At 64.1% G+C, this 25,444-nt stretch carries 26 protein-coding genes and 1 tRNA gene; 15 read left to right on the top strand and 12 right to left on the bottom strand.

Annotated features, from left to right (window positions below; translation table 11 throughout):
* Positions 1-113: 113 nt before the first annotated feature.
* On the top strand, positions 114-1,085 hold the full coding sequence (locus HWV23_RS02145) for a quinone oxidoreductase family protein (protein ID WP_178288826.1): 972 nt from the start codon (positions 114-116) through the stop codon (positions 1,083-1,085).
* A gap of 18 nt (positions 1,086-1,103) precedes the next feature.
* On the opposite strand, the gene HWV23_RS02140 is transcribed toward HWV23_RS02145, so the two are convergent.
* Both HWV23_RS02140 and HWV23_RS02135 read right to left on the bottom strand, forming a co-directional pair.
* The gene (locus tag HWV23_RS02140; RefSeq protein WP_178288825.1) at positions 1,104-1,262 is read right to left on the bottom strand and encodes a DUF8143 family protein; all 159 of its coding nucleotides are present in this window, start codon (positions 1,260-1,262) and stop codon (positions 1,104-1,106) included.
* Positions 1,262-1,480: a zinc ribbon domain-containing protein gene (locus tag HWV23_RS02135; RefSeq protein WP_178288824.1), complete on the bottom strand. Its 219-nt coding sequence runs from the start codon at positions 1,478-1,480 to the stop codon at positions 1,262-1,264. The genes HWV23_RS02140 and HWV23_RS02135 overlap by 1 nt, the downstream gene beginning before the upstream one ends.
* A 156-nt stretch (positions 1,481-1,636) precedes the next feature.
* Between HWV23_RS02135 and HWV23_RS02130 the strand changes: the two genes are divergently transcribed.
* On the top strand, positions 1,637-2,656 hold the full coding sequence (locus HWV23_RS02130; RefSeq protein ID WP_178288823.1) for a LamG-like jellyroll fold domain-containing protein: 1,020 nt from the start codon (positions 1,637-1,639) through the stop codon (positions 2,654-2,656).
* A 201-nt stretch (positions 2,657-2,857) separates the two neighbouring features.
* On the opposite strand, the gene HWV23_RS02125 is transcribed toward HWV23_RS02130, so the two are convergent.
* The 3 genes from HWV23_RS02125 to HWV23_RS02115 all read right to left on the bottom strand — a co-directional run bounded on the left by HWV23_RS02125 (position 2,858) and on the right by HWV23_RS02115 (position 6,239).
* A complete protein-coding gene (locus HWV23_RS02125) occupies positions 2,858-3,811 on the bottom strand; it encodes an MBL fold metallo-hydrolase (RefSeq protein WP_178288822.1) in 954 nt (317 codons plus the stop codon).
* 79 nt (positions 3,812-3,890) lie between these two features.
* Positions 3,891-4,586 (bottom strand): 6-hydroxymethylpterin diphosphokinase MptE-like protein, encoded by a 696-nt coding sequence (locus tag HWV23_RS02120; RefSeq protein ID WP_178288821.1) that lies wholly within the window; start codon positions 4,584-4,586, stop codon positions 3,891-3,893.
* A 213-nt stretch (positions 4,587-4,799) separates the two neighbouring features.
* Positions 4,800-6,239, bottom strand: a complete 1,440-nt coding sequence (locus tag HWV23_RS02115) for an alpha,alpha-trehalose-phosphate synthase (UDP-forming) (protein ID WP_178288820.1) — start codon at positions 6,237-6,239, stop codon at positions 4,800-4,802.
* Between the two features lie 137 nt (positions 6,240-6,376).
* On the opposite strand from HWV23_RS02115, the gene HWV23_RS02110 reads away from it, so the two are divergent.
* The 3 genes from HWV23_RS02110 to HWV23_RS02100 are packed head-to-tail and all read left to right on the top strand — an operon-like array spanning position 6,377 to position 8,853.
* Entirely contained in the window at positions 6,377-7,531 is a 1,155-nt protein-coding gene (locus HWV23_RS02110; protein ID WP_178288819.1) for a dihydropteroate synthase, read from the top strand.
* A 57-nt stretch (positions 7,532-7,588) separates the two neighbouring features.
* Positions 7,589-8,104, top strand: coding sequence for a DUF8114 family protein (locus HWV23_RS02105; RefSeq protein ID WP_178288818.1), 516 nt, complete (start codon positions 7,589-7,591; stop codon positions 8,102-8,104).
* Positions 8,101-8,853: an RNA methyltransferase gene (locus tag HWV23_RS02100; RefSeq protein WP_178288817.1), complete on the top strand. Its 753-nt coding sequence runs from the start codon at positions 8,101-8,103 to the stop codon at positions 8,851-8,853. Before HWV23_RS02105 ends, HWV23_RS02100 begins: the two co-directional genes overlap by 4 nt.
* An 83-nt stretch (positions 8,854-8,936) precedes the next feature.
* Here the strand turns inward: HWV23_RS02100 and HWV23_RS02095 are convergent, their stop codons facing one another.
* The gene (locus HWV23_RS02095) at positions 8,937-10,580 is read right to left on the bottom strand and encodes a class I adenylate-forming enzyme family protein (protein ID WP_178288816.1); all 1,644 of its coding nucleotides are present in this window, start codon (positions 10,578-10,580) and stop codon (positions 8,937-8,939) included.
* 147 nt (positions 10,581-10,727) lie between these two features.
* On the bottom strand, positions 10,728-11,210 hold the full coding sequence (locus tag HWV23_RS02090) for a metal-dependent hydrolase (protein WP_178288815.1): 483 nt from the start codon (positions 11,208-11,210) through the stop codon (positions 10,728-10,730).
* 60 nt (positions 11,211-11,270) lie between these two features.
* Here HWV23_RS02090 and HWV23_RS02085 point away from each other — a divergent pair, with 60 nt between their 5' ends.
* The 3 genes from HWV23_RS02085 (at position 11,271) to HWV23_RS02075 (ending at position 13,010) form a co-directional block, all read left to right on the top strand.
* Positions 11,271-11,429 (top strand): hypothetical protein, encoded by a 159-nt coding sequence (locus tag HWV23_RS02085; protein WP_178288814.1) that lies wholly within the window; start codon positions 11,271-11,273, stop codon positions 11,427-11,429.
* Between the two features lie 43 nt (positions 11,430-11,472).
* Positions 11,473-12,039 carry a peroxidase-related enzyme gene (locus tag HWV23_RS02080; protein WP_246282717.1) on the top strand — a complete coding sequence of 189 codons (567 nt, stop codon included), beginning with the start codon at positions 11,473-11,475 and terminating at the stop codon, positions 12,037-12,039.
* A gap of 119 nt (positions 12,040-12,158) precedes the next feature.
* Entirely contained in the window at positions 12,159-13,010 is an 852-nt protein-coding gene (locus tag HWV23_RS02075; RefSeq protein ID WP_178288813.1) for a M14 family metallopeptidase, read from the top strand.
* Positions 13,011-13,016: 6 nt separating this feature from the next.
* On the opposite strand, the gene HWV23_RS02070 is transcribed toward HWV23_RS02075, so the two are convergent.
* Both HWV23_RS02070 and HWV23_RS02065 read right to left on the bottom strand, forming a co-directional pair.
* Positions 13,017-13,466: a UPF0179 family protein gene (locus HWV23_RS02070; RefSeq protein ID WP_178288812.1), complete on the bottom strand. Its 450-nt coding sequence runs from the start codon at positions 13,464-13,466 to the stop codon at positions 13,017-13,019.
* Positions 13,467-13,511: 45 nt separating this feature from the next.
* The gene (locus HWV23_RS02065) at positions 13,512-13,901 is read right to left on the bottom strand and encodes a DUF5820 family protein (RefSeq protein WP_178288811.1); all 390 of its coding nucleotides are present in this window, start codon (positions 13,899-13,901) and stop codon (positions 13,512-13,514) included.
* 352 nt (positions 13,902-14,253) lie between these two features.
* Here HWV23_RS02065 and HWV23_RS02060 point away from each other — a divergent pair, with 352 nt between their 5' ends.
* The 7 genes from HWV23_RS02060 (at position 14,254) to HWV23_RS02030 (ending at position 23,638) form a co-directional block, all read left to right on the top strand.
* Positions 14,254-16,326 (top strand): PrkA family serine protein kinase, encoded by a 2,073-nt coding sequence (locus HWV23_RS02060; protein ID WP_178288810.1) that lies wholly within the window; start codon positions 14,254-14,256, stop codon positions 16,324-16,326.
* 1 nt (position 16,327) lies between these two features.
* A complete protein-coding gene (locus tag HWV23_RS02055; protein WP_178288809.1) occupies positions 16,328-18,604 on the top strand; it encodes a PrkA family serine protein kinase in 2,277 nt (758 codons plus the stop codon).
* On the top strand, positions 18,595-19,926 hold the full coding sequence (locus HWV23_RS02050) for a YeaH/YhbH family protein (RefSeq protein WP_178288808.1): 1,332 nt from the start codon (positions 18,595-18,597) through the stop codon (positions 19,924-19,926). Before HWV23_RS02055 ends, HWV23_RS02050 begins: the two co-directional genes overlap by 10 nt.
* Entirely contained in the window at positions 19,923-21,908 is a 1,986-nt protein-coding gene (locus HWV23_RS02045; RefSeq protein WP_178288807.1) for a SpoVR family protein, read from the top strand. The genes HWV23_RS02050 and HWV23_RS02045 overlap by 4 nt, the downstream gene beginning before the upstream one ends.
* A gap of 48 nt (positions 21,909-21,956) precedes the next feature.
* A complete protein-coding gene (locus tag HWV23_RS02040; RefSeq protein WP_246282716.1) occupies positions 21,957-22,505 on the top strand; it encodes a DUF7344 domain-containing protein in 549 nt (182 codons plus the stop codon).
* Positions 22,502-22,888, top strand: coding sequence for a secondary thiamine-phosphate synthase enzyme YjbQ (locus tag HWV23_RS02035; RefSeq protein ID WP_178288806.1), 387 nt, complete (start codon positions 22,502-22,504; stop codon positions 22,886-22,888). The genes HWV23_RS02040 and HWV23_RS02035 overlap by 4 nt, the downstream gene beginning before the upstream one ends.
* Positions 22,889-22,984: 96 nt before the next feature.
* A complete protein-coding gene (locus tag HWV23_RS02030; protein WP_178288805.1) occupies positions 22,985-23,638 on the top strand; it encodes a helix-turn-helix domain-containing protein in 654 nt (217 codons plus the stop codon).
* Positions 23,639-23,724: 86 nt separating this feature from the next.
* On the opposite strand, the gene HWV23_RS02025 is transcribed toward HWV23_RS02030, so the two are convergent.
* The 3 genes from HWV23_RS02025 to HWV23_RS02015 all read right to left on the bottom strand — a co-directional run bounded on the left by HWV23_RS02025 (position 23,725) and on the right by HWV23_RS02015 (position 25,399).
* Entirely contained in the window at positions 23,725-24,558 is an 834-nt protein-coding gene (locus HWV23_RS02025; RefSeq protein WP_178288804.1) for a GAF domain-containing protein, read from the bottom strand.
* Between the two features lie 207 nt (positions 24,559-24,765).
* Positions 24,766-24,850, bottom strand: a tRNA-Leu gene (locus HWV23_RS02020).
* A 39-nt stretch (positions 24,851-24,889) separates the two neighbouring features.
* On the bottom strand, positions 24,890-25,399 hold the full coding sequence (locus tag HWV23_RS02015) for an MOSC domain-containing protein (protein ID WP_178288803.1): 510 nt from the start codon (positions 25,397-25,399) through the stop codon (positions 24,890-24,892).
* Positions 25,400-25,444 lie beyond the last annotated feature (45 nt).

Here is a 25,444-nt window from a genome sequence, read left to right as displayed (position 1 = left end):
AGGTGATAGGGCGTTTAACTGCCTCATGCCTTCACCGATTGTTTAACACGGTATTAAAATCGGCCGTGTGTGGTTAACATTGATAAGACGTCCGCCCACAGGTAGGGACACATATGAAAGCAGCCCAGGTAACCGAATTCGGCGAGACAGGCGTCTTGGAGATTACGGAGGCGGACGAACCGGAACCCCGCGAGGGGCAGGTCCGCATCGAGGTCAAGGCCGCGGGTATCAACTTCGCGGACATCATGCAGCGCCGCGGCCACTATCAGGGTGGCCCCGAACCGCCGTACATCCCGGGAATGGAGGTTGCGGGCGTCATCGATGCCGTCGGCGAGGGAGTCAACCGCGAGGAGGGCGAGGCCGTCGTCTCGCTGGTCAACGGCGGCGGCTACGCGGAGTACGCCATCGCCGACGCCCGCGGTCTACTGGACGTGCCCGGTGACCTCTCCTTCGAGGAGGCCGCCGGCTTCCCCGTCCAGTGGCTGACCGCGCACAACTGCCTCCACGAGTGGGGCGGCCTCGAAGAAGGCGAGACGGTCCTCATCCACGCCGCGGCGGGCGGTGTCGGCAGCGCCGCCGTCCAGTTGGCCGACGAGGCCGGCGCCGAAGTCATCGGCACTGCCTCGACCGAGGAGAAACTCTCGATGGCCGAAGACCTCGGTCTGGACCACCCCGTCCAGTACACCGAGGAGGACTTCGTCGACCGCGTGAACGAAATCACCGATGGCGAGGGCGTCGACCTCGTGCTGGACGGCATCGGCGGCGACACGAGCGACCGGAGCCTCGATGCGCTGACTTCCTTCGGCCGGATGGTTTCGTTCGGCGCCGCCGCCGGCGAACCGGGCCGGCCGAACACCGCCGACCTCCTGTTCGGCAACAAGAAGGTCATCGGCTACCACCTCGGCCGCGCGCTGAACGAAAAGCCGATGAAGGTGATGGGCGCAGTGCCGGAACTCACCCAACTGCTCGGCGACGGCACCCTCGAGGTCCAGGTCGGCCACACCTTCGACCTCGAAGACGCCGCCGAAGCCCACCAGTTCATCGAGGACCGCAAATCCAGCGGGAAGGTCGTCCTGAAGCCGTAACCCGGTTCGCGGACCGTTTCAGCGCTCGTCGTCGGTATCCCGGCGGGCGACGCGTTCGGCTTCCTCGCGGCTCATTTCCTCGCGCTGGTCGTGTTCGGCCCGCACAAGCCAGTACAGCACTAGCGGCGAGGCTATCGCGACCAGTAGGAAGACGATCAGGAGGGCGCCGTCGGCCATCAGCCGAGGAAGACGTCGACGATGTCGCTGGACCCGGCCGTGGTATCGCGGTAGAGTTCCGAGTAACCGCAGTTCGTACAGGAGACGACCTTGAAACTGTTCGTCTGGATGTCGAACATCTTGCTCAGGCCGCCGCCAGTCGTCGAAATCGTGCCGACTTCGGTTTCCGTGTGACCGCACTTCTCGCAACCGCGGGAGGAGTCTGGTTCGGGGACCATGCGAGAAATGCTATACCACAACGTAATAGGCTTTTATCCGGAGCAGGCCGGTTCGGCAGGAATCAGCGCTGGCGGCAGGAATGGCTGCACTGCGGTGCCGTTTCAGCTATCGAACCATTACCTGCATTTTATATCTTGTGGCCGAACCGTTCGGTAATGGGGTCGAACAGCGGCGACCGAGCGGTCTCGCCCGTCATCGGCGTTATCCTAATGGTCGCGATTACGGTGGTGCTGGCGGCCGTAATTGGTGTGATGGCGTTGAGCCTCGGGGAGACCCCGCCCGACCAGCAGGTCGAGACGGTCGTCGACCTCCACGGCACGAACGCGGGTGCCGAACTGACACCGACGGCCGTCGGACAGACCTTTCAGGTCCGGCTCAACGGCGAGACCCTGACGACGCTCGACCAGAGTTCGACCGGGTCGACGGTATTCCTGCCGACAGCACCGGACGACGAGGTTCTCCTCGTCGCTGAAGGCGACGAGACGAGCGTCCTCCTCCGCGAGGAGTTCGAAGCCGGCGAGGCCGGCGATTTCGTCGGCTACTACACCTTCGACGGAAGCGGGAGCACGCTCGAAGACGGGTCACGAAACGGGAACCACGGAGACCTCGAAGGCGACGGCGGTGGGCCGCAGTGGGTCGAGGACGGAAACGGAACGGCGCTGTCGTTTGATGGGACGGTTGACGGCTCAAACGAATCGGACGACTACGTGCAGGTTGACGATCTCAAGACCGAGGGAACTGGCGACGTCGAGGCCTTCACTGTCGCGACGACGTTCCGTCTCGACGAGAACGGGAGAGTACAGCAACTCGTCGAACACAGCAGCGGCAGCGAGGAGTGGCACATCGAAACGACCGGCGATGACGAACTGCAGTTCGGGGTCAACTACGGGGACGACCACTTCATCACGACCGCCAACGACGCGCTTCAGACCGGCGAAACCTACGTTGCCGTCGCCACTTACGACGGTGAGACCTACCGCCTCTATCTCGACGGCACGAAAGCCAACGAGTCCACCTACGAGTCGCCCGTCGACATGGGAAGCATGCGAATCGGGCAGGACGACTCAGGTGCCGACCAACCCCTCGACGGCCGACTCTACGAGTTCCGCCTCTACTACACAGCCCTCGACGAGGACGAAGTCGAGATGCTCACTCGCGCGATGGAACGTTCCTGACCCTCCGGTCTCTATCGCCGCCCCCGGCAGCCGAACGTTTCCGTCCGCTCGACGGCGCGTCCTCCTTGCTGCTTCCGCGCCGCGTCCAGTCGAGATGGCGGCTTTCGTCTTCGAGCGCTCGGCGCGGTCGGCGTCGTACCTGTGAAATACTATACGCCACTGACGGTCGGTAGCGACGTAATTCGGCGGGCCCGTGACCGGCTACGATGGGTGGTATCGCCGTACGTCCCCATCCATCGACGAGTCGATGACGCCCTGCCGCTCCAGCCGCGCGAGCGCGCCGACGGACTCGAATATCGTATAGGGACGTTTCTCGAGGTTCTCGATTCGGGCGTCAGTCACCTCGTAGGCCGTCGCAGCGCCGAGGTCGCTGAGAGTCGTCCGGCAGTCCTCGACGAGGGCCTCCAGTGACGCACGGTCCCGCTCGATGACGGCCTGAAGGTCATCGAAGACGGGCCCGTGGCCGGGATAGACCCGGTCGATGTCGGAGGCGACGGTTTCGAGGGCGTCCAACCCTCGATGGAAGGCATATATCGCCTCGTAACAGCCGTGGTCGAGGCCGACGTGGAGGGCTGCCGGGCGGAACGGTTCGACGGCGGTGTCGCCGGCGAAAAGCAGGTCGCCGTGTCGGAACGCCGCCTGATTCTCCTGGTGGCCGGGAACGTGAACCGCTTCGAAGGCGATACCGCCTGCTTCGACGGCTTCGCCCGGCGCGAGTTCGACGTCGATGTGCTCCGGCGGTAGACAGTCGCGATTGCGTCGAAGCGAATCGACCGCGCGGTCGACCTCCGCTTCGGGGTCGGGGACACCGACCTCGGTGGCGTTCGCACGGATGGCGGCCGCGAGGTCGTCGGCGTCGCGTGCGAGGCGCTCGCGAACGCCTTCGAGCGCGTAGACGGTTGGGTCGGCCGCCTCGACGATCGTCGCGGCCTGTCCGCCGTGGTCCGTGTGCGGGTGTGTAATCAGGAGGTGTTCGATATCCGCAAGTTCGTACCCTATCTCGGCGAGGCCGTCCCGGAGTGTCTCGGTGCCGGATTCGCCGGGGCCCCCGGCGTCGACCAGTACGGGTTCATTGACGTCGACCAGATACGCGTAGGCCGTATCCGGCGGCCACGGGATATCGAACTCGATGCGGTGGACCGACACGGAACTCATCGCCGGCGCTTCGCCGCGGGGTCTTATAAGCAGTGTGCCGCCGTCAAAAGGGGCCGCCTCGGGTCGAATCCGATGGTCGCTACCTGCCGGCCAGCCACGGCAATTCGATGCGTCCGCGGCGGCCATCGAGGAGGCCGAACTCCTCCTCACGTCGCATTTCCAGCCACCGGAGCAGGCGCTCGGCCCACAGCAGTTTCCGGGCCTTTTGCCGGCCGACGGTCGGGTCGTCGAACTCCCAGCCGGGGAAGACGAGCCGATCGGCGCCGCAGGCGTCGGCGAGAAACGCCGCCCGGTCGCCGTCGGTGAAGCCGCCCAAATTGACGACCGAACCGACGGGGTCGGCCTGCGTCGTCGGTAGAACGGCCGAGGCGTCGAACTTCGGCACCTGCTCTCGGAGGGCCTCGATATTGTCGCCGTGGGCGTGAGCCGCGACGGGTGTTCCCGCCTCGGTCAGCGCCCGGGCGGTTTCGGGGTTCTTGTCGAGGTCGGTCACCATACAGTCGACGGCGATGCCGGCATCCCGGAGGATATCCGCGGCGATGGAGGCCGCGACGACGCTGTCGGCCCGGCGGGCGACGTCGAGGTCGCCGACCAGTGACGGTGCGCCGCCGCAGACGGCGACGGTGCCCGAGAGGTCGATATCGGCGACCGAACGCGGTTGCTCGTCGTCCATCAGTTCCGCGAGGAGGTCCCGTGCTCGTTCGTCAGCGGCCTTCTCGAAGCCGAAATCCGACAGGATCGCCTCATAAGCGGGCTGCCACTCGTCGTATCGCATACCCACAGTTACCACTAAGAGATGTTAAGACTGGGCCCAGAGCGCACCAAGGTACCCCTACCCAGATGTGCCCTCCGGGCTTCCACCTGACCTTTCCGGTCGCTTTGGTATAAGCTTTCTCGTACTGCACGTCACCTGTCCGACATGCGTCAGACGCGAGGAGATACTCCCTCGTGACCGCTACGGCCCGCTGGCTTGGTGAGTAGGGTGGGCCTAAAGGTGCGTGAGGTTTGTCACGAACCACGATTCGATGTCCTCATCGACAACTGCACGCTGGAGTCGGCCGAGGCGGTCGGCGCGTTCGTCGGCGTCCATATCGGTCGCCCGCTCGATGGCGTCGGCCAGCGCCGGGATGTCGACCGGGTTGACCGGAATCGCCGCCGGGCACAGCGATTCGGCGGCGCCGGCGAACTCCGAGCAGACCAACACGCCGTCGGCGCCGCGGGAGGCCGCCACGAACTCCTTGGCGACGAGGTTCATCCCGTCGCGTTTCGAGGTGACCAGACAGACGTCGGCGTTCCGATAGAGGCCGAGCAGAGCGTCCCGTGCGACCGACTCGTCCAGATACACGATGGGCGTCCAGTCGTCGGTCGCGAACCGACTGTTGATTTCGTCGATGCGGTCGATGACCTCCCGACGATACCACCGGTAGGAGTCGATATGCGTCCGGCTCTCGGTCGCCTTCTGGACGTAGACCAGCCGCTCTCGCAAGTCGGGACGGCGCTCCCAGAGATGCGCCAGCGCGTCGAGACGTTCGAGGATGCCCTTCGTGTAGTCGAGGCGGTCGACGCCCAAAGCGACCGTCGTCTCCTCGTCGAAGTCGTGGCGTTTGCGTAAGGCGTTCCAGAACCCGCTGGCGTCGTCCGCACGGGCCTTCGCTGCTATCGACTCGGGGTCGACGCCGATGGGGGCGACGAACGTCTCGGTCGCCCGGTCGCGATAGCCGACCGTTCCCGCCTCGAAATCGACCGCTTCGGGGTCCAGAAGCGCGTCGACACACCGCAGGAAGTTCCGGCGGTACTGTTCGGTATGGAAGCCGACGGCATCGTTGGCCAGCAGGCCGTCGAGCAGGTCCTCGGTATGCGGGGTCACGGCGAAGGCGTCGGGATGCGGCCACGGGATGTGCCAGAACTGCGCCAGCGAGGCCTCGGGCCGCTCGGTGCGAACGTGTCGCGGCGCCCGTGCGAGGTGGTAATCCTGAAACCAGACCGTCTCGTGGCCGCTCGCGATGATTTCCTCGGCGAACTGGCGGTTGACCGCCTCATAGGCGTTCCAGAATCCCGGTTCGACCCGGATGTGTTCGGTCGACAGATGGCAGACCGGCCACAACACCTGATTGCTGTAGCCGTAGTAGTAGTCCTCGACCTGCTGGCGCTTCAGCGGGACGCGGCGGAGCGTGTACTCGCCGGTTTCGGGCGGCATCGGTACCACGCCGTCGTCGGCGATTTCGGGGCCGAAATCCGCGTCGCCGCTGCCCCACGCAATCCACGTCCCCCCGGCCTCCCGAAGGACGCCGTCCAGCGCCGTCACGAGGCCGCCCTTCGGGCGTGACACCTCGATACCGTCCGGCCCGTATCCGTGGCTGTACGGCTCCCGGTTGGAGACGACCGCCAGCGAATCCGCGTCGAGCGGGGAGCCGTCGAAATCCTGCATCTACCCGTTCTAGCGGTCGAAACGCGCTTGAATCCTGTCCTTCCGGCCGAACGGGCCTCCACCGTGATGTCACCGATGGGGCCGTCTGCTGGCCGATATGCCAAGGTATTACTCCGTGACGCCGCTGTATTGCGGTAATGCGAACTGTCGACGTTGGCGGGGTCCCGGTCGGCGACGGCCACCCCCCGCGCATCATGGGCGTGCTCAACATGAGCGTCGAGTCGAACTACGACCCGAGCGTCCACGGGACGCCGGAGCAGGCGGTCGAATTCGCCGAGGAGGAACTCATCGCCGAGGGCGCCGACATCATCGACGTCGGCCTGCAGTCCTCGAACCCGAAGAACGACTGGCTGCCGCCGGAGACGGAACTCGAACGACTGGACAAGGCGCTGGCGGTCATGGACGCCGTCGAGACCGACGAGAACGTCGCGTGGTCCATCGAGACGCGCTACTCGGAGGTCGCCGAGCGCGCGCTTGACGGCGGCTTCGACCTCGTCAACGACGTCTGTGGCTGGGCCGACCCGAAGATGCCCGGCGTCTGTGAGGACCAAGACGCCGCGGTCATCAAGATGGCAAGCCCGCCGGATATCAAGAGTCCGGGCCACCTGAAGACCATCGACGATGTCTTCGAGGCGCTCCAGCGCGGCGGCTTCACGGACAAGACCATCATCGACCCGGCCTTCGGAGGCTGGTACGACGAGAAGACCTACGAGGACAACTGGGAGATGTTCCGCCGCCTCCGGGAGTTCCGCGCCTTCGGCCGCCCCATCGTCACCGCGACGAACCGCGAGGACTTCCTCGGCGATATCGCCGACCGGCCCGACACCGAGGACCAGTTGCCGGTTAGCCTCGCCGCGGCGACGATGGAAGTCGAACGCGGCGCCCACATCATCCGCACCCACGACGTCGCCGAGACACGGGACGTCGCGCTCGTCGCCCACCACCTCGGCGATGACCGGCGCGTCGCCGACGACGAGGCACGCGTCGTCGAGCTGACCGGGACGACCCGCCGGGAGGTCGAACGGAGCATGACCCTCCGGGACGGAACCGGCGACCCCGAGGACGGCGCGACGCTTTCCTTCCTCGTCGGTGAGTTGCCCGATGCCGACCGCGAGGCGCTCGTGGCCGCGACCGAAGACGCCGGCGGCGTGGTCGGACTGGGCGACGGCGACTGTTATCTGACGGGTACCGTCTCGACGCTTCGAGAGGTCGCGTCCGCCGTAAGCGGTCGCTCCGAGGAACTCTCGGTCGTCGCCGGCGAAATTCGGGCCGCTGCGGGCCGCCACACCTGAGCGTCGGCCTCGGCCCGGACGGACGCGCTTATACGCGCCAATCACGAACCCACGGATATGGCAAAGGTCTCTATCGCGCTTCGGGGGTGGCGCTTCGACGAAGAGGAAGTCTTCGACGAGAACGACGAGATTCGCCCGCTCGAAGAGATGTCCGAGGAGACGCGCAAGCGACTCATCCGCCTGCGTGTCGTCGCCGGGGAACCGTGCGATTGCTGTTGGCTGCTCAACGAAAAGAAGGAGGACTGCAACGTCGCCCGCATCGTCTACGGCGAACCGCTCGGCGAGGTGCTGCTCTGTCCCGACCACGAGGCGGATTTCCTCTACTGGTTCCGCGAGGACGGCGGCAGCCGCGAGAAGGGCAACGAACATTTCGCCGACACCTTCCACGAATGGTTCGCGGCGGGCAACCGTGCACCCGAGGGCTACGGCGGCCTCGAACACGTCGATACCGAACCCGACGAAATCCCCGCCCCGGACATGGGTGAGGACGTCCCCGAACTCGAAGAGGCCATCGAGGAGATGGACGACGAGGCGCTGGACGACCTCGGCATGGACTACTCGGATCTGACGTGACGCCGAACATCTCCGTCGCCGTCGTCGACCCCGAGACGCCCGGCAACGTCGGCACCATCGCCCGCGGGATGAAGAACTTCGGCCTCTCGGACCTCTATCTCGTGAACCCGCCCGAACTGGACCCCGAGGGCGAGGCCTACGGCTTCGCCGGCCACGCCCGCGAGGACGTCCTCCCGAACGCCACGGAGGTCGATTTCGACTACCTCGTCGACAACTTCTATACGGTCGCCACCACGGCGATTACCAACGAGGACGCCACGAAGCACGTCCGGTATCCCTTCCTCAAACCCGAGGACCTCGCCGACGAACTCGGGGACCTCGATACGGACGTCTGTATCGTCTTCGGCCGCGAACGCGTCGGCCTCTCGAACGACGAACTCGCACGGCTGGACCGCATCTGCTCGATTCCGGCTGACGACGAGTATCCGGTCCTCAATCTCGCACAGGCCGCGACAATCGTCCTCTACGAACTCCGGGAGTTGACCGTCGAGGAGACACAGCATCCCGACAATCCGCACGAACGCGCTAACGAACACGAAATCGAGGGTCTCTACGGGACGTTCGACGATTACCTCCACGACGTCGGCCATCCCACGGAGAAAATCGACAAGACGAACCGGCTGTTCCGCCGGCTAATCGCCCGTGCGCAGCCGACCGGCCGGGAGGCCCGAACGATGCGCGGCGTGTTGCGCCGCGGCGCGAAAATCGGCAACGGCGAGATTCCGCGCCCCGACGAGGACGACGAATAAGGCTCGTCGCTCGTCGTGACTCGGCTCTTCGGTAATTGCTGAAATAGAAACGGACGGCCGTGGGCCGCCCCGTGGTGGTTGGCTTACAGTTCCTCGCTGGAGCCGAGCGACCCGCCGTCGAGGCGTTCTTCGACTTCCTCTTCGAGTTTGTACCGCTGGACCTTCTGGGTCGCGCTGCGCGGGAGTTCGTCGATGAACCAGATGCGGCGCGGGTGGGCGTAGGTGGCGACGTGGTCGAGGCTGAAATCCCGCAGTTCGTCCTCGGAGACGTCCGAACCCTCTTCGAGGACGACGAAGGCGACCGGCGCTTCGCCCTTGATTTCGTGGGGTGCGGCGACGACGGCGGCCTCGGCGACGTCGGGATGTTCGTAGAGGGCGTCCTCGACTTCGGCGGGGTAGATGTTCTCCCCGCCGGCGATAATCATGTCGTCGGCGCGGTCGACCATCCAGAAGTAGCCGTCCTCGTCGACGCGAGCGATGTCCTCGGTGTAGAACCAGCCCTCGTCGTCGAAGACGGCGCTGGTCTTCTCGGGCCGGTTGTAGTAGCCTTCGAAGATCGTCGGCCCGTTGATGGCGATTTCGCCGGTGACCTGCTCCTCGTCAGTGAAGTCGATGTCGTCGCTGGGGTGGGGTTCGAGGTCGTCGACCGAGATGCGGGTCTCTCGGGTCTCGGGGTCGACGAGTTTGAGGTCGACGCCGCGGAGCGCCGGGCCGATACAGCCCGCGGACTTGCGGACGCCGCGAGAGGGTTCGACACAGCCGGCCGGCCCGGTTTCTGTCATCCCCCAGCCTTCGGTCATCGGGACGCCCCACGCCTCCTCGATGGTCCGGCGGGTGTCGTCCGCGAGGGGTGCCGCCGCACAGATGACGTCGGTCAGCGATTCCATGTCGTAGGCGTCGGGGTCCTCCCGGTAGACCTGCCACATCATGTTGTAGAGGGCGGGGACGCCGGCGAAGTTCGTGACCTCGTTTTGGGAGATGGTCGAGAGAATCATCTCGGGGTCCGGACGCGGAATCATGTGCATCTTCGCGCCGTTGTAGAGGTAGGTGCCCTGAATGGCGTTGAGCGCGTAGATGTGGAAGAGTGGGAGCACGAGGACGATGCTGTCGTCGGGGTCGATGGGGAGGCCGCCCTTCTCGTAGGATTCGATGGTCGACAGCAGGTTCTTGTGGGTCAGAAGGACGCCCTTCGGCTTGCCCGTCGTCCCGGAGGTGTAGGGCTGGACCGCCACGTCGTCGTAATCCCGGTCGACGGTGTCGAACTCGTCGGATGCCTCGGCGGTCGCCTGCGAGTAGTTGACGACGTCGTCCTCGCTGACGCCGGAGACGTAGACGTTCGAGACGCCGGCGCGGCCGGCGAGTTCGGTGGGGCCCTCGATGCGGCCTTCCTCGGTGTCCATTCCACCGGCCAAGAGCGGCGACCCGATCATGTGGTCGACGTCCCCGTCCTGCAGGACGAACTCCAGCGTGTTCGGGTCCATCCGGAGGTTCAGCGGTACCGGGATGGCACCGGCCTTCATCGCGCCGAAGTAGGATTCGGGGAACTGGTCGGTGTTCGGGATATAGAGGCCGACCCGGTCGCCCGGTTCGACGCCGTTGTCGACGAGGACGTTCGCGACGCTGTTGGCTCTCGCCTCCAGTTCGCTGAACGACGTCTCCTGGCCCATGAACGTGAGGGCCGTCTTGTCGCCGTACCGGTGGGCTGCCATCGACGGCAGGTCCCCCATATGGCGCAGGGGTTCTCCGTTATAGTGTTCCATGGTAGCGTGCGCAAGTTCGGAGGATTCCTAATAAAGATACTCCCGGTAAAATCCGGCACGTGAGGAAGGTTTCTCGCCGTTTATTCGCCACTCCGTGATTTCGCAGTCGACCGGTCAGGCCTGTCCGGCGAAATAGCCGAGGGCGACGGTGAGGGCGACGCCCAAAACGAGCAGGCCGTAGTTGGCGATGGGGTTCGAGGCCGTCGCCACGCTGACCGAAAAGCGGCGACTCGACAGCGGCCACAGCAGCGGCACACCCGAAGGCGTCAGCGCGTCGGCCAGCAGGTGCGAGCCGATGGCGACGACGCCGACGAGTGCGCCGAGGCCGGCCGTCAGCGTCGGGTCGGTCCCGAACTGTTCGGCGAAGACCAGACACGCCCCCGAAAGGACGGCGGTGACGACGCCCAAGAAGAGCAGGGTATGAGTGACGCCGCGGTGCTGGATGCCCGGTACCCGGAGGTCGTAGTCGGGAACCCGCGAGAAGGCGACCGACCCGAGGCCGCCGAGGACCGCAAGCCCGGGGTCGACCGACAACAGGAGATAGCCGACCGGGGCGTACAGCAACAGCGCGGCCCCGTAGTGGCCCGTCTTGTACATGTGGGTGACTGTCGGTTCGGGAGGGAAGAACCTGTATATGTCGGGTGTCTATCGCCCCCCATGGTCGGTATCATCGTCGATTTGGCCGGACTGATCTTCGAGACGTTCGGCCCCTTCGCGGTTCCGGTCGCCCTGTTTTTCATCGGCGTGGTCTTCTACGCCGCCGTGGTCGTTTTCCACCGACTTCGCGGCGACGAGGACTACTGGGCCCGCGAATAGCCGCGCGTGGGGGTTTTTGTCACTGCCGCCCGATACCCGCGCCATGAACGAGGATGCTATGGGCCGGTTCCCGGTCCCCGACCGCGAGGAGATTCCGGACGATATCCTGGAACGCATCGACGAGGAGACCGAAGACGCCGGTTTCACGCCGAACGTCTTTCCGGCCTTCGCCTACAAACCGAGCCACTTCCGGGCGTTTTTCGACTACCACGACGCCCTGACCGAGGACACGTCGCTGGAACGCGAGGAAATCGAGATGCTCGTCGTCACGGTCTCGGGCGTCAACGACTGTCTGTACTGCGTGGTCGCCCACGGCGCGCTCTTGCGCATCTTCGCGGAGGCGCCGAAACTCGCCGACCAACTGGCGACGAACCACCGGACGGCTGACCTCTCCGACCAGCACCGCGAGATGCTGGATTTCGCCGAGAAACTCACCGAATCGCCCGGCAAGGTCGACGACGAGGACCTCAAGCGACTCCGCGAGGTCGGCTTCTCGACCGAGGAAATCTGGGACATCGCGAGCGTCGTCTCCGTGTTCAACCTCTCGAACCGGATGGCGACAGTGGCCGACATCCGCCCGAACGACGAGTTCTACGATATGGCCCGATAGCCACGAGCGGTCAACACCGCTCGCCCGGGCACCGCTTAAAAACGAAACGGGAGTGGTGCGTGTTGCCACACGGGCCGAAGCGCGGGGTTCATACACCCCGCTCCGCTATGGTGTGATAGATGCGTGTCGAGACGCTGGGTGACGGCGAACCCGAGGTCGCAATCGTCGGAGGGATTCACGGCGACGAGCCGTGCGGCCCGAAAGCCGTCGAAGCCCTGCTTGACGCCGACCTCGACGTCGAGCGGCCGGTAAAACTCATCGTCGCCAACGAGAAAGCCCTTGAGAAGGGCGTCCGCTACGTCGAGGAGGACCTCAACCGCGCCTTCCCCGGCGCGCCGGACGCCGACACCCACGAGGGGCGACTGGCCCACGAACTCCTCACGGAGATTCGGGGCTGTGAAATCCTCTCGCTGCACTCGACCCAGTCCTACGCCGCGCCCTTCGCGCTCGTCGACGAGATGGACGGCCACGGCCGCTCCATCTGTCCGTACCTCTCGGTCGAAGCCGTCGTCGAGACGGCCGGCTACAGCACGGGCCGACTCATCGCCTACCCCGACGTTATCGAACTGGAGTGTGGCATCCAGCGATCCGCGGCGGCCGCCGAGAACGCCGAACGGCTTGCCCGCGAGTTCCTCGTCGCGACGAGCGTCCTCGCCGGTACCGAACAGCCGCGTCGGGACCACCGCCTGCCCGTCTTCCGGATGGAGCGGCAGATTCCCAAACCCGACGCCGAGGAATACGAGGTGTTCGTCGATAACTTCGAGCGGGTCGGCGAGGGCGAAGCCTTCGCCGCCGCCGACGGCGAGGTACTGCACGCGGAGTTCCCGTTCTATCCCATCCTGCTTTCGGCCTACGGCTACGAGAACGAGTTCGGCTACGCCGGCGACCTCGTGGCCCGTCTAGACGGTGACGAACCGCCGGTGCCGACGACCGAAAGCGCCTCGGCGCGTGCCGAGGGTCCGAACCGGTAGCGCGGCCTATTCGTCTTCTTCCGGCGCGAACTCGACGAGCGTGAGGTCCCGGTCCAGCATGCAGTAGTCGTGCGGCGGGTCGCCGACGACCTCTTTGATCTGGTGTTCCTCGTCGAACTCGGCGCCGGCGGGTTCGCAGAACTCGTGGCTCGGACATTCGGTGTACGGACAGGGGCCGGCGAGTTCGGCCTTGCTGCCGGCGTAGGCTGCGTTCGAGGGGACGTTCGCCAGCACGGGCGCGGGTTCGACTTCGACGGCGGTGACGCCGGTGTCGTGGACGGCACATTCGAGGGTGCCGGAATCGCGGACGCTGGTCACGCGGTAGCGGCGGCCCTCGGTGAGGTTGAGACATTGCCCGCGGTAGGGACAGCCCTCGCAGGCGGGCGATTCGCCGCCATAAATGAACTCGGTGCCCACCTCCGCGAGCCGTTCGCCGATGAGCGTGACCTTCGACATAGGGGATGATTTCGTCGGCCCACTGTTAAGCGCGTCGCCGCGGGGCTACTGGCGGCCGGTCAGGTCGTCGAGTTTCGCGAAGTACCCCTCGCGCGGCACCTGATAGAGCCCGCGGTAGTCGATGTCGCCCTCGGAAAAGCGCCGCGAGAGGGCTTCGGCGCCCTCGACGGCCTCGGCGATGCTGTCGTAGGAGTCGGGGTCGCGGTTGACCTCCGGTTCCAGATAGAGGGTGACCATCCACGGGGCGTCCGGCGGGAGGTTCCGGTTGCCCTCGGGGCGGCGGCTCCGGCGGCCGCGCGTGACGTAGATGGTGGGCAGACAGGCCGAGGGGAAGTCGGAGCCGTTGAAGACGTCGGGTCGATAGGCGAGGATGACGCGGTCGTCCTCGGCGTTCCAGACCGTCCAGCCGTCGCCGAGGGCCGATTCATCGAGCATACGCGCGCTTTGGACGCGGCCCGTATCAGCCTTCGGTTTATAAATGGCGTCTGACGAGCGTCCGACGCATGCTCACTCGGAGCGTCAAATACCGGCTTCCCTTGCTGGTTTCGTTCGAACGGCTACCGACAGAATCGTGTGGTGTGGCAACAATACTTATGTTAGTGTAGCACTCATATATAAGATACTATCGGTATCGTGCTCGCCGCTTGCCGCCCCTGACGTGTCGTTGCTCCGACCAAGAGCGCGTTCGACACGCTGGTGTGGTAAGTGTACGCGTGCCTCGGTACCGTGACGGCCGCGACGGCCTGCCCGGAAATCGGGCGGGATGGGCGACCATCCACGTGATAGAATGAAGGACATGGAATCCCTCGAGGAACTCAGCAAGGAGTACAGGAACTCGATTCCGTCGGACCTCCGGCAGACCCGGTCGTTCGACTGGTATCTCGAAGAGCTGTACGACGACCCGAAAATCGCCCGCAACGCCCACCAGCGCGTGGCGGATATGTTCGACCACTACGGGACGACCTACGACGAGGACGAAGGCGTCGTCGAATACGACTTAGCCGCCGAAGACCCACTCGGCGACGGCGAGAACACCTTCTACGGCCGGGTCATCCACGAGGCGATACACGAGTTCGTCAACAAGGTGAAGTCGGGCGCCCGTGGTCTCGGGCCCGAAAAGCGCATCAAACTCCTGCTCGGGCCGGTCGGCTCCGGGAAGTCCGACTTCGACCGACAGGTCCGGCGGTACTACGAGGATTACACCACCCGCGAGGCGGGACGGATGTACACCTTCCGCTGGACCGGGCTGTGTGATATCCTCCACGACCAGGACCCCGCCGACGACGTCGTCCGGTCGCCGATGAATCAGGACCCCATCGTCCTGCTGCCGCTCGAACAGCGCCAGCAGGTCATCGACGACCTGAACGACCTGCTGGATGCGCCCTACACCATCCGCAACGAGCAGGCGCTGGACCCCGCAAGCGAGTTCTACATGGACAAACTGCTGGAACACTACGATGACGACCTCCAGCAGGTCCTCGAAAACCACGTCGAGGTCATCCGCCTGCTCGCCGACGAGAACAAACGGCAGGCCATCGAGACGTTCGAACCCAAGGACAAGAAAAATCAAGACGAGACGGAGTTGACCGGCGACGTCAATTACTCGAAAATCGCCGTCTACGGCGAATCCGACCCGCGTGCGTTCGACTACTCGGGGGCGTTCTGTAACGCCAACCGGGGTATCTTCTCCGGCGAGGAACTGCTCAAACTCCAGCGGGAGTTCCTCTATGACTTCCTGCACGCCTCACAGGAACAGACCATCAAGCCGAAGAACAACCCCCGAATCGACATCGACCAGGTCATCGTCGGTCGGACGAACATGCCCGAATATCGGGATAAAAAGGGCGACGAGAAGATGGAGGCGTTCAACGACCGGACCAAGCGCATCGACTTCCCCTACGTCCTCCAGTACGAGGAGGAGGCCCGCATCTACGAGAAGATGCTGGGCAACGCCGACGTGCCCGATATGCACGTCGAACCCCACACCCTCCAGATGGCCGGCCTCTTCGGCGTCCTCACGCGCATCGAGGAACCCGATGGTGGCAACATCTCCATCGTTCAGAAGACCAAGGCCTACAACGGCGAAATCGACGAGGGCGAGGATATCGACATCAAGAAACTGCAGGACGAGGCCGAAGCCGTCGCCGATATCGGCGAGGGGATGGACGGCGTCTCCCCGCGATTCATCGGCGACGAAATCGCCGAGGCAATCATGGACTCGATGCACCGCGGCCGCGGGTTCCTCTCGCCGCTGACGACGTTCAACCACCTCGAGGAGAACCTCGAGAACCACGGTTCCATCTCCGAGGAGCACTTCGAGGAGTACTACCGATTCCTCGAGTTGGTCCGCGAGGAGTACAAGGAACGCGCCATCGAGGACGTCCGCCACGCGCTGGCCTACGACCTCGACGAGATCCAGCGGCAGGGCGAGAAGTACATGGACCACGTCATGGCCTACATCGACGACGACACCGTCGAAGACGAGATTACGGGCCGCGAACAGGACCCCGACGAGAAGTTCCTCCGGGCGGTCGAGGAGAAACTCAACGTTCCCGAGGACCGCAAGGACGACTTCCGGCAGGAGGTCGCCAACTGGGTCTCCCGTCGCGCACGCGAGGGTGAGACGTTCGAACCGCAGGACAACGACCGTCTGCGTCGCGCACTCGAACGCAAACTCTGGGAGGACAAGAAACACAACATCAACTTCTCGGCGCTGGTCTCCAGCGGCGAGTTAGACGACGACGAGCGCAACGCCTGGGTCGATGCCCTCGAAGAGCAGGGTTACAGCAACGAGGGCGCAAAGGAGGTGCTGGAGTTCGCCGGCGCCGAAGTCGCCAAAGCCGAAATGGAAGAGGAATGAGATGACGGCCAACGACTACATCGGCCGTGCCGACGAGGCGCTTCGGGAGACGTACGAACCGCCGATGAGCCTCGGCGAGTACGTCGAAACAATCTTCGATAACCCGACCTCGGCGGCCCACGCTTCGAAGTACCTGCTGGAGGCCATCGAAGCCGCCGGCACCCGAACCGTCGTCGAGGAGGGCGAGCGCAAGGACCGCTACCGCTTCTTCGATGACCCGCACAACGACGGCGAACACGCCATTCTCGGCAACACCGAGGTGCTGAACGCCTTCGTCGACGACCTGCGCTCTATCGCGGCCCGCCGCGGCAAGGAGGAGAAAATCCTCTGGCTCGACGGGCCGACGGCCACGGGGAAATCCGAACTCAAGCGGTGCCTCATCAACGGCCTTCGGGAGTTCTCGAAGACCGAGGAGGGCCGCCGCTACACCGTCGAGTGGAATATCGCCGGCACCGACGACTCGCCGGGGATGACCTACGGCGGCAAGCCCGCGGCCAGCGAGGACGACTGGTATCCCTCGCCCGTGCAGGCCCACCCGCTTTCGGTCTTTCCGGAGTCGGTCCGCGAGGAACTGCTCGCCGACCTCAACGAATCGGCCGAGGACCACATTCCCATCCACCTCGAAACCCGGCTGGATCCCTTCAGTCGCGAGGCCTACGACCACCTCGAAGAGCGCTACCGTCGGCAGGGTACCGAGGATATGTTCTCGGCCGTCGCCGACGCGGACCACCTTCGAGTCAAGAACTACGTCGTCGACGTGGGGCAGGGCATCGGCGTTCTGCACAGCGAGGACGACGGCACGCCGAAGGAGCGCCTCGTGGGGTCGTGGATGGCCGGGATGTTGCAGGCGCTGGATTCCCGGGGCCGGAAGAATCCGCAGGCGTTCTCCTACGACGGCGTGCTCTCGCAGGGCAACGGCCTGCTGACCATCGTCGAGGACGCCGCCCAGCACGCCGACCTGCTGCAGAAACTCCTGAACGTGCCCGACGAGGGGACGGTGAAACTCGACAAGGCCGTCGGGATGGACGTCGACACGCAGATGATTATCATCTCGAATCCCGACCTCGAATCCCAACTGAACCAGCACGCCGAACGGCAGGGGTCGGACCCGCTGAAGGCGCTGAAGCGCCGCCTCGACAAACGGGAGTTCCACTACCTGACGAACCTCTCGCTGGAGGCCGAACTGGTCCGCCGGGAGTTGACCAACGAGACGGAAATCTGGGAGGCGGACAACTACGAGGAATTAGAGGAGAAGATTCAGGAGCCGATTACCGTCGCGGTCCGCGGCGATGAAGGCACGGTCCGGGAACGCGAGTTGGCCCCGCACGCCATCGAGGCGGCGGCGCTGTATGCGGTCGGCACGCGACTCGACAACGAGTCGCTACCGCCGGGACTGGACCTCGTCGACAAGGCGCTCATCTACGACCGCGGCTACCTGCAGGACGGCGACGAGCGCCGCTACAAGGACGATTTCGACTTCGCGGACGTCGAGGAGGGAGCGGGCGGTATCCCCGTCACCTACACCCGCGACATCATCGCCGACCTGCTTCACGAGGAGACCGACCGCCACCACGCCGAACTGCCCGTCGAGGACGTCATCATGCCGCGTGACGTGCTGAACGCGATGGCCGAAGGCCTCGACGACGCGCCGGTCTTCTCCGGCAGCGAGCGGACCGAATACGAGAACCGGCTCGTCCCCATCAAGAACCACGTCTTCGGCCAGCAGGAAGCCGACGTTATCGACGCCATCATGCGCGACAAGCGGGTCGACGAGGAGACCGTCGAGGAGTACATCGAACACGTCTACGCGTGGGTCGAGGACGAGCACATCGAGAACGACCGCGGCGAGTACGAGGAGCCGGACCCCCTGAAGATGAAGGTCTTCGAAATCGAGCATCTGGGCCGGTTCGACGAGGACGACTACGACGGCTCCGACCCCGACGAGGGTGTCGCCGAGTTCCGCGAGGAGAAGGTCATCACCGCTTTGAACCGCCACGCGTGGCGGAACCGCGACGAGGACTTCTCGGTTACCGACGTCGACCCCCGTGAGATTCCGGTCATCGAGACGGTGCTCGGGAGCCACGACTGGGACGACGTCGGCCGCACCTACGAGGACCTCGAACCCAGCCAGTGGGCCGACCCGCCGTCGGGCACCGAGACGGAGGCCATCAAGGAGAAGACCATCCGCAACATGCAGGAACTGTTCGGCTACTCCGCGGCCTCCGCGGAGTTGACCAGTAGACACGTCATGAGTCAGGTGAGTTACCGATGGGACTGAGAGACGACCTCGACCGCTTCCGTGAGGTCGGCGAAGCGAAACGGCAGGACCTCTCGGAGTTCATCCAGTACGGAGATTTAGGCAACTCCCGCCCCGACGAGGTGAAAATACCCATCAAAATCGTCGACCTGCCGTCGTTCGTCTACGACGACCGCGACAAGGGCGGCGTCGGACAGGGTCAGGGTGGTACGCCGGACGTCGGCGACCCGGTCGGCCAGCCCGAGCCACAGCCCGGCGACGGCGATGGCGACGAGGATGGTGACGACGACCCCGGCGAGGAGGGCGCCGAACACGAGTACTACGAGATGGACCCCGAGGAGTTCGCCGAGGAATTGGACGAGGAACTCGGCCTCGATTTGGACCCGAAGGGCAAGAAAGTCATCGAGGAAAAGGAAGGTGACTTCACCGACATCACCCGGAGCGGCCCCGCCAGCACCCTCGATTTCGAGCGGCTGTTCAAGGAAGGGCTCAAGCGAAAACTCGCGATGGACTTCGACGAGGAGTACATCCGCGAGGCACTCCGCGTCGATGGCTGGGGTCCCTCGACGGTGTTCGAGTGGGCGCGCGACAACCACATCCCCGTCTCTCGGGCGTGGATCGACGACGCCTACGAGTCGCTGTCGGACGACGAGACGGATCGTTGGGATTCCATCGAGGAGATGAAAGAGAACGTCGACCGGGAGGCGACCGCGGCCCGTATCCGACGGGAGGGTGTCGACGAGATTCCGTTCCGGCGGGAGGACGAACGCTACCGCTACCCCGAAATCATCGAAGAACGGGAGAAGAACGTCGTCGTGGTCAACATCCGCGACGTCTCGGGGTCGATGCGCCAGTCCAAGCGCGAACTCGTTGAGCGGACGTTCACGCCGCTTGACTGGTATCTCACGGGCAAGTACGACAACGCCGAGTTCGTCTACATCGCCCACGACGCCGACGCCTGGGAGGTCGAACGCGACGAGTTCTTCGGCATCCGCTCGGGCGGTGGTACCCGCATCTCCAGCGCCTACGAACTGGCCGCGGAAATCCTCGAAGCGGAGTACCCGTGGAGCGACTGGAACCGCTACGTCTTCGCGGCGGGCGACTCCGAGAACTCCTCGAACGACACCGAGGAGAAGGTCATCCCGATGATGGAAGAGATTCCGGCGAACCTCCACGCGTACGTGGAGACCCAGCCGTCGGGCAACGCCATCAACGCCACTCACGCCGAGGAGGTCCAGCACCACTTCGGCGATTCGAGCAACGTCGCCGTCGCCTACGTCCAGAGCCCCGAGGACGTGGTCGATGCCATCTACACCATCCTGAGTACGGAGGACGAATCATGAGTACCGACGACCGAATCCACAAACAGCGCATCGCCGAGGACCTCGAAGAGCCCGCCCGCGAGGCCAACAACCTCGCCGAGAAACTGGGCTTGGACCCCTTCCCGGTCAACTACTGGGTCGTCGACTACGACGAGATGAACGAACTCATCGCCTACGGCGGCTTCCAGCAGCGCTACCCGCACTGGCGGTGGGGGATGCAGTACGACAAACAGCGCAAGCAGGGCCAGTACCTCGGCGGCAAGGCCTTCGAAATCGTCAACAACGACGACCCCTCGAACGCCTTCCTGCAGGAATCCAACGCTATTGCCGACCAGAAGGCCGTCATCACCCACGTCGAGGCCCACGCGGACTTCTTCAAGAACAACGAGTGGTTCCGGCTGTTCGGCACCTCGCCCGACGCGGCGGCCATGCTGGAACGCCACTCCGAGACCATCGCCGAGTACATGGAGGACCCGGACGTCTCCCGGGAGGCCGTCGAGGAGTGGATCGACCACGTCCTCTGTCTGGAGGACAACATCGACCAGCACCGCGCGTTTACGACCGCCGAGGAGTGGAGTGACGAGGAGACGATTCCCGAAGACGTCGCCGAGCAACTCGACGAACTCGACCTCTCGGATGAAGTCCGCAAACAGGTCTTCGACGAGGAATGGGTCGAAGGCATGGCCGACGACGAGGACGGCGCTACCTTCCCGAAGACGCCCGAAACGGACGTCCTCGGGTTCCTTCGCTCGCACGGCAAGGCCTACGACGAGGACAGCGAGAAAGCCGCTGACTACGAGGAGTGGCAGCGCGAAATCCTCGAAATTCTGCGCAAGGAGGCCTACTATTTCGCACCCCAGAAGATGACGAAGGTGATGAACGAGGGCTGGGCCGCCTACTGGGAATCGAAGATGATGGCCGACGAGGGCTTCGCCGCGGCGGACGAGTTCATCTCGTATGCCGACCACATGGCGCAGGTACTGGGGTCACCGGGACTGAATCCCTACAAACTCGGCTTCGAGTTGTGGCAGTACGTCGAAAATCGCCGGAACCGTCGCGAGGTCATCGAACACCTGCTCCGCGTCGAGGGCGTCACGTGGCGGAACTTCGCCGATACCGTAGACCTCGATGCCGTCCTCGAACTGCTGGAGCCGGCCCCCGCCGTCGACGACCCGGTCGGCAACCTCGCGGACCTCGACCCCGAGGACCCCCGTATCGACGCCGAAAACCTCGAACGCGCCCGCAATGGCGAGGTCGACCTCGAAAAGTATCCGTGGAAACCGCTCACCTACGAGGGACTCGCCGAACGCCACTACTCGCTCGTGGCGGCGGAGAATCGTGGCTTCCTCAAACGCGTCTCGCAGTCGGAGTTGGAGCGTATCTCCCGATACCTCTTCGATACCGAGCGATACGACACCGTCGAGGACGCCATCGCCGACGTCGACCGGACGACCGGCTGGGACCGCATGCTGGAGGTCCGGGAGAGCCACAACGACGTCACCTTCATCGACGAGTTCCTCACCGACGAGTTCGTCGACGACAACGACTACTTCACCTACGAGTACACCCACACGACGGGCGATTTCCGCGCCACATCGACGGCCGCCGAGGACGTCAAAAAGAAGCTGATGTTGCAGTTCACCAACTTCGGCAAGCCGACCATCGCCGTCCACGACGGCAACTTCCGCAACCGGAACGAACTCCTCTTGGCGCATCACTACAACGGCGTCCAACTCGACCTGCGGGAGGCCAAACAGACGCTCGAACGCGTCTTCGAGTTGTGGGGCCGGCCCGTCGCACTCAAGACCATCCTCAAAGAGGTCGACGAACACGACATCGAGGTCGCCCGACGCCGTGACCGCGAACCGGAACCGACCGAGCAGGGCAAACTCATCCGTTTCGACGGCGAATCCTTCGAAGAAGAGGACCTCGACGACGAGGAGGTTGCCGACATCATGGCGACCGAGGTCGACTACGACACCAAACCCGACGACTGGCTGTAGGTGAGTCAGGAGATACCTTCTTGTCTCCACACCAAGTACGTCGTGTTTGTGCTGGGGACTACAGGGGACGCCGAAACGAACGGCGCGCTGGAAGAGGGGGATATTCACGACGTTCTGCGAAACGGCCGCCGGCGACTGGCCATCAAGGCCCTCCGTGACCGGAACGGGCAGGCGAGCGTGCGCGACCTCGCCGAGGAGGTGGCGGCCCGCGAGACGGGCGAGGACCCGCCGCCGAAGAACAAGCGGCAGTCGGTCTACGTCTCGCTCCATCAGACCCACCTGCCGAAACTCGACGACCTCGGCATTCTCGAATACGACGGCGAAAGTAAGACCGTCACGCTGGCCGACCGCGTCGAGGAAGTCGAGGTGTACATGGAAGTCGTGCCGCGATACGGCCTCTCGTGGGGCGAAGTCTACTTCGCGCTGGGGCTGCTCGGCCTGCTGACCACCGTCGCGGCCATCATCGGCGTGCCCGGAATCTCGACGCTCAGCCTTGGCTACATAATCCTCGGGTATTTCTCCCTCCAGATGGTCGCCTCGGCGTATCACGTCTACAGCCAACAGGACCGCGTCATCTTCCACCGACTCCTCGAATGACGACGTTCACCGTCTCCACCGACGACCGTACCGAAATCATCGACATCACCGACCGCGTCGAGGCGGCACTCCCCGATGATGCGACCGGGACGGTGACCGTGTTCGTTCGGCATACGACCGCCGGTATCGCCGTCAACGAGGCCGAATCCAGACTCCTCGGCGATATGGCGGCGTTCCTCGACGGGACCGTGGCGGATTCGGGCTGGGACCACGACCGACTCGACGACAACGCCGATTCGCATCTCCGGGCGCTGCTCGTCGGCCCCTCGGAGACGATTCCCATCGCCGATGGCCGACTCGATACGGGCACGTGGCAGTCGGTCCTCCTCGTCGAATGTGACGGCCCCCGCTCGCGGACCGTCGACGTCAGAGTATCGGATTAACGACACATTACGTATCGATTCGCGTGGCAGCCGAAAGGCCTAAAGCCGTAAACTAGGTGTATTATGATGACAGACGACTCCTGATTGGTCCCCGACATGCGATACTTCGATTTCACACTGACACCGGAGGACGGCGGCTTCCATCCCGTCGACCAGGTCATCGCGGCTGACCCGTCGGTCTCTCGGCAGGCCATCATGCATATCGACACGCTCGGGGACGGAACCGGCGTGTTGCTCTACCGACTGCAGGGTGACGCCGAGCAGGTCGTTCCGGACCTCAAGGACCACGCGGACGTCATCGCGTTGGACCTGCTGGATGCCGACGGCGATGACTTCCATCTCTATCTTCACCTCCAGCCCGGCGACCCGGCGAAGACGCTGATGCATCTCGCCGAGAAGTACGCGCTGATGCTCGATACGCCCATCGAGTACACGGGCCGAAACTCGCTCAAGATGACCATCATCGGCAGCCACGAGATGCTTCAGGAGGCCCTCGACGAACTGCCGGACGACCTGACCATCAACGTCGACGAGGTCGGCACCTACTCGCCGGACCGCCGCGATACGCTTTCGATGCTTACCGACCGCCAACTCGAAGTCTTCCGAACCGCCGTCGAATTGGGCTACTACGAGATCCCCCGGCGGACGACCCACGAGGACATCGCCGACCGACTCGAATGTGCGCCCTCGACTGTCGACGAACACCTGCGGAAGGCGGAATCGCGTGTTCTGCAAACGCTCGTGGGCTGATCGTGCCTCTGTCGATTACGGATTCCTGAAGAATAAACGCAGAAGCAACAGGTTCAGAGAGTCTGTGCTGAATCGGTTCGTAATACTCAATTAGTGCTATACGGCCGCTCGGAGGCGCTGGCATGCAAGGTCCGTTTCTGCTTTCGCTGTTCGAGTTCGCCACGAATCCAATTTCCGAGCAGTTCGATGAACGTCAGTTCCCAACCGCTGAACGCCTCTGCTCGTGGTTCCGTATCGTAGAAGCAGAACGTCCCGTACACTACGTCATCAACGAATACCGGGACGCCGAGATAGGAGGTGACGCCCCAGCAGGAAGCCGCCAACTCGGGGGCATCACGCTCGATATCGTGGCTGACCAGCGATTGTTCGGATTCGATAACCCGTTTACAGGCAGTCTCCGTGAGGGCCATCGTCTCGCCCGCCTCAATGTCGCCATTGGACGAAGAGGCAACCGCTTCGAATACGTAGGTCTCGTCATCGACGTACGAAAGCGTCGCAAACTCCGTCCCCAGCGTCCCGCGAGCGGCTTCCAGAAGCTCGTCAAGTTGCTCCTCAAAGGGTAGTTCGGGAGCCGAAATAATCTCTAAAGCCTCATTGAGCGCACGCTCATGGCGGTTATTTTCGGTCCGAATAGGCTCTTCCGCGTTCACTTGCTCTTCGGCGAATAGCTCATCGGGTGACGCTGCGTATTCCCTGATAACGACTTTTCCCGTCCCGTCGACGGTAACTGTGTAGTCGCCATAGACGAACTCCACGAGGAGGTCCGACCCTCGCTGGTGATACTCCCGGACGTCGGTGAGTGACTCCAATGCGTCAGTATCGATGACGTCGTTTAACGGGCAGTCAGGGTTTTCCGGTGGATGGGCCTCGCGGTCCTCTATCTGGTCGACAATCGCGTTTGCGACCAGATCTCGTTCCATACAATATACAATCGCTTGACAGGGTTAACCCTGTGCCATGGTTTTGGGTTCGAAACAACACATTTAACGAACGCCGTGCTACTCGCGTGTTGTTCGTCACGAAAATGCGCGGGACCGGATTTGAACCGGAGGAAGACGTGCTCGCTTCGTTGCGCGCGCCTTCCAGGGTTCAAATCGGTCCTGCTCTTCGCTCACTACGTTCGCTCATGCGCGGGACCGGATTTGAACCGGCGGACCCCTACGGGATAGCGTCCTAAGCGCTACGCCTTTGGCCTAGCTCGGCAACCCGCGCGCAGACGTTCGTACCGTCCTACACCAAAAATACCTGTCGCTACCGACCGACCCGCTCGCGGATGTTGGCGACCAGTCCCTCGAAGTTGCCCATCTCCTCGATACCGCCGACTTCGTCGCCGACGCTGACCGTTCCGGGGTCGGCGACGCGGGCACAGATGCCGCCGCGGCCATCCGAGAGCGCCCGCATGAGGCCGTCCTCGCCGGCCACCTGCTCGACGTGGCGACAGGGCGGCCGTGGCCGTGTTCCCTCGAAGGTGGCGTCGCCGAGCGTAAAGCGCGTATCGAGCAGGTCGTGGACGTCGCCGCCGCGGACGACGAAGTTTCGGCGGTGGCCGCCGTCGCTGATGTCGATGGTCGTCTCCTCGTGAATCGCGTCGATGGCTTCGGCCTGCACGAAGGTCACCTCACAGACGTCGAACGGCGTGTAGTAGCCCCGGCCGGTGCAGTAGCGGTCCCCCGCGAGGCCGCCGTCGACGGCTTCGACCGAGTCGCGGCGCTGCATCGGTTCACCGGCTGCCTCGGCGATGAAAATGTCCTCCAGTCGCATACACCAATCATGGGTCGGGAAATACATACATGCGCTGCCGACCGT

The sequence above is a fragment of the Natronomonas halophila genome, from assembly GCF_013391085.1.
Taxonomy (GTDB): Archaea; Halobacteriota; Halobacteria; order Halobacteriales; family Haloarculaceae; genus Natronomonas; species Natronomonas halophila.
The sequence above is the reverse complement of the archived record's forward strand: the minus strand, read 5'-3'. Positions and strand labels throughout refer to the sequence as shown.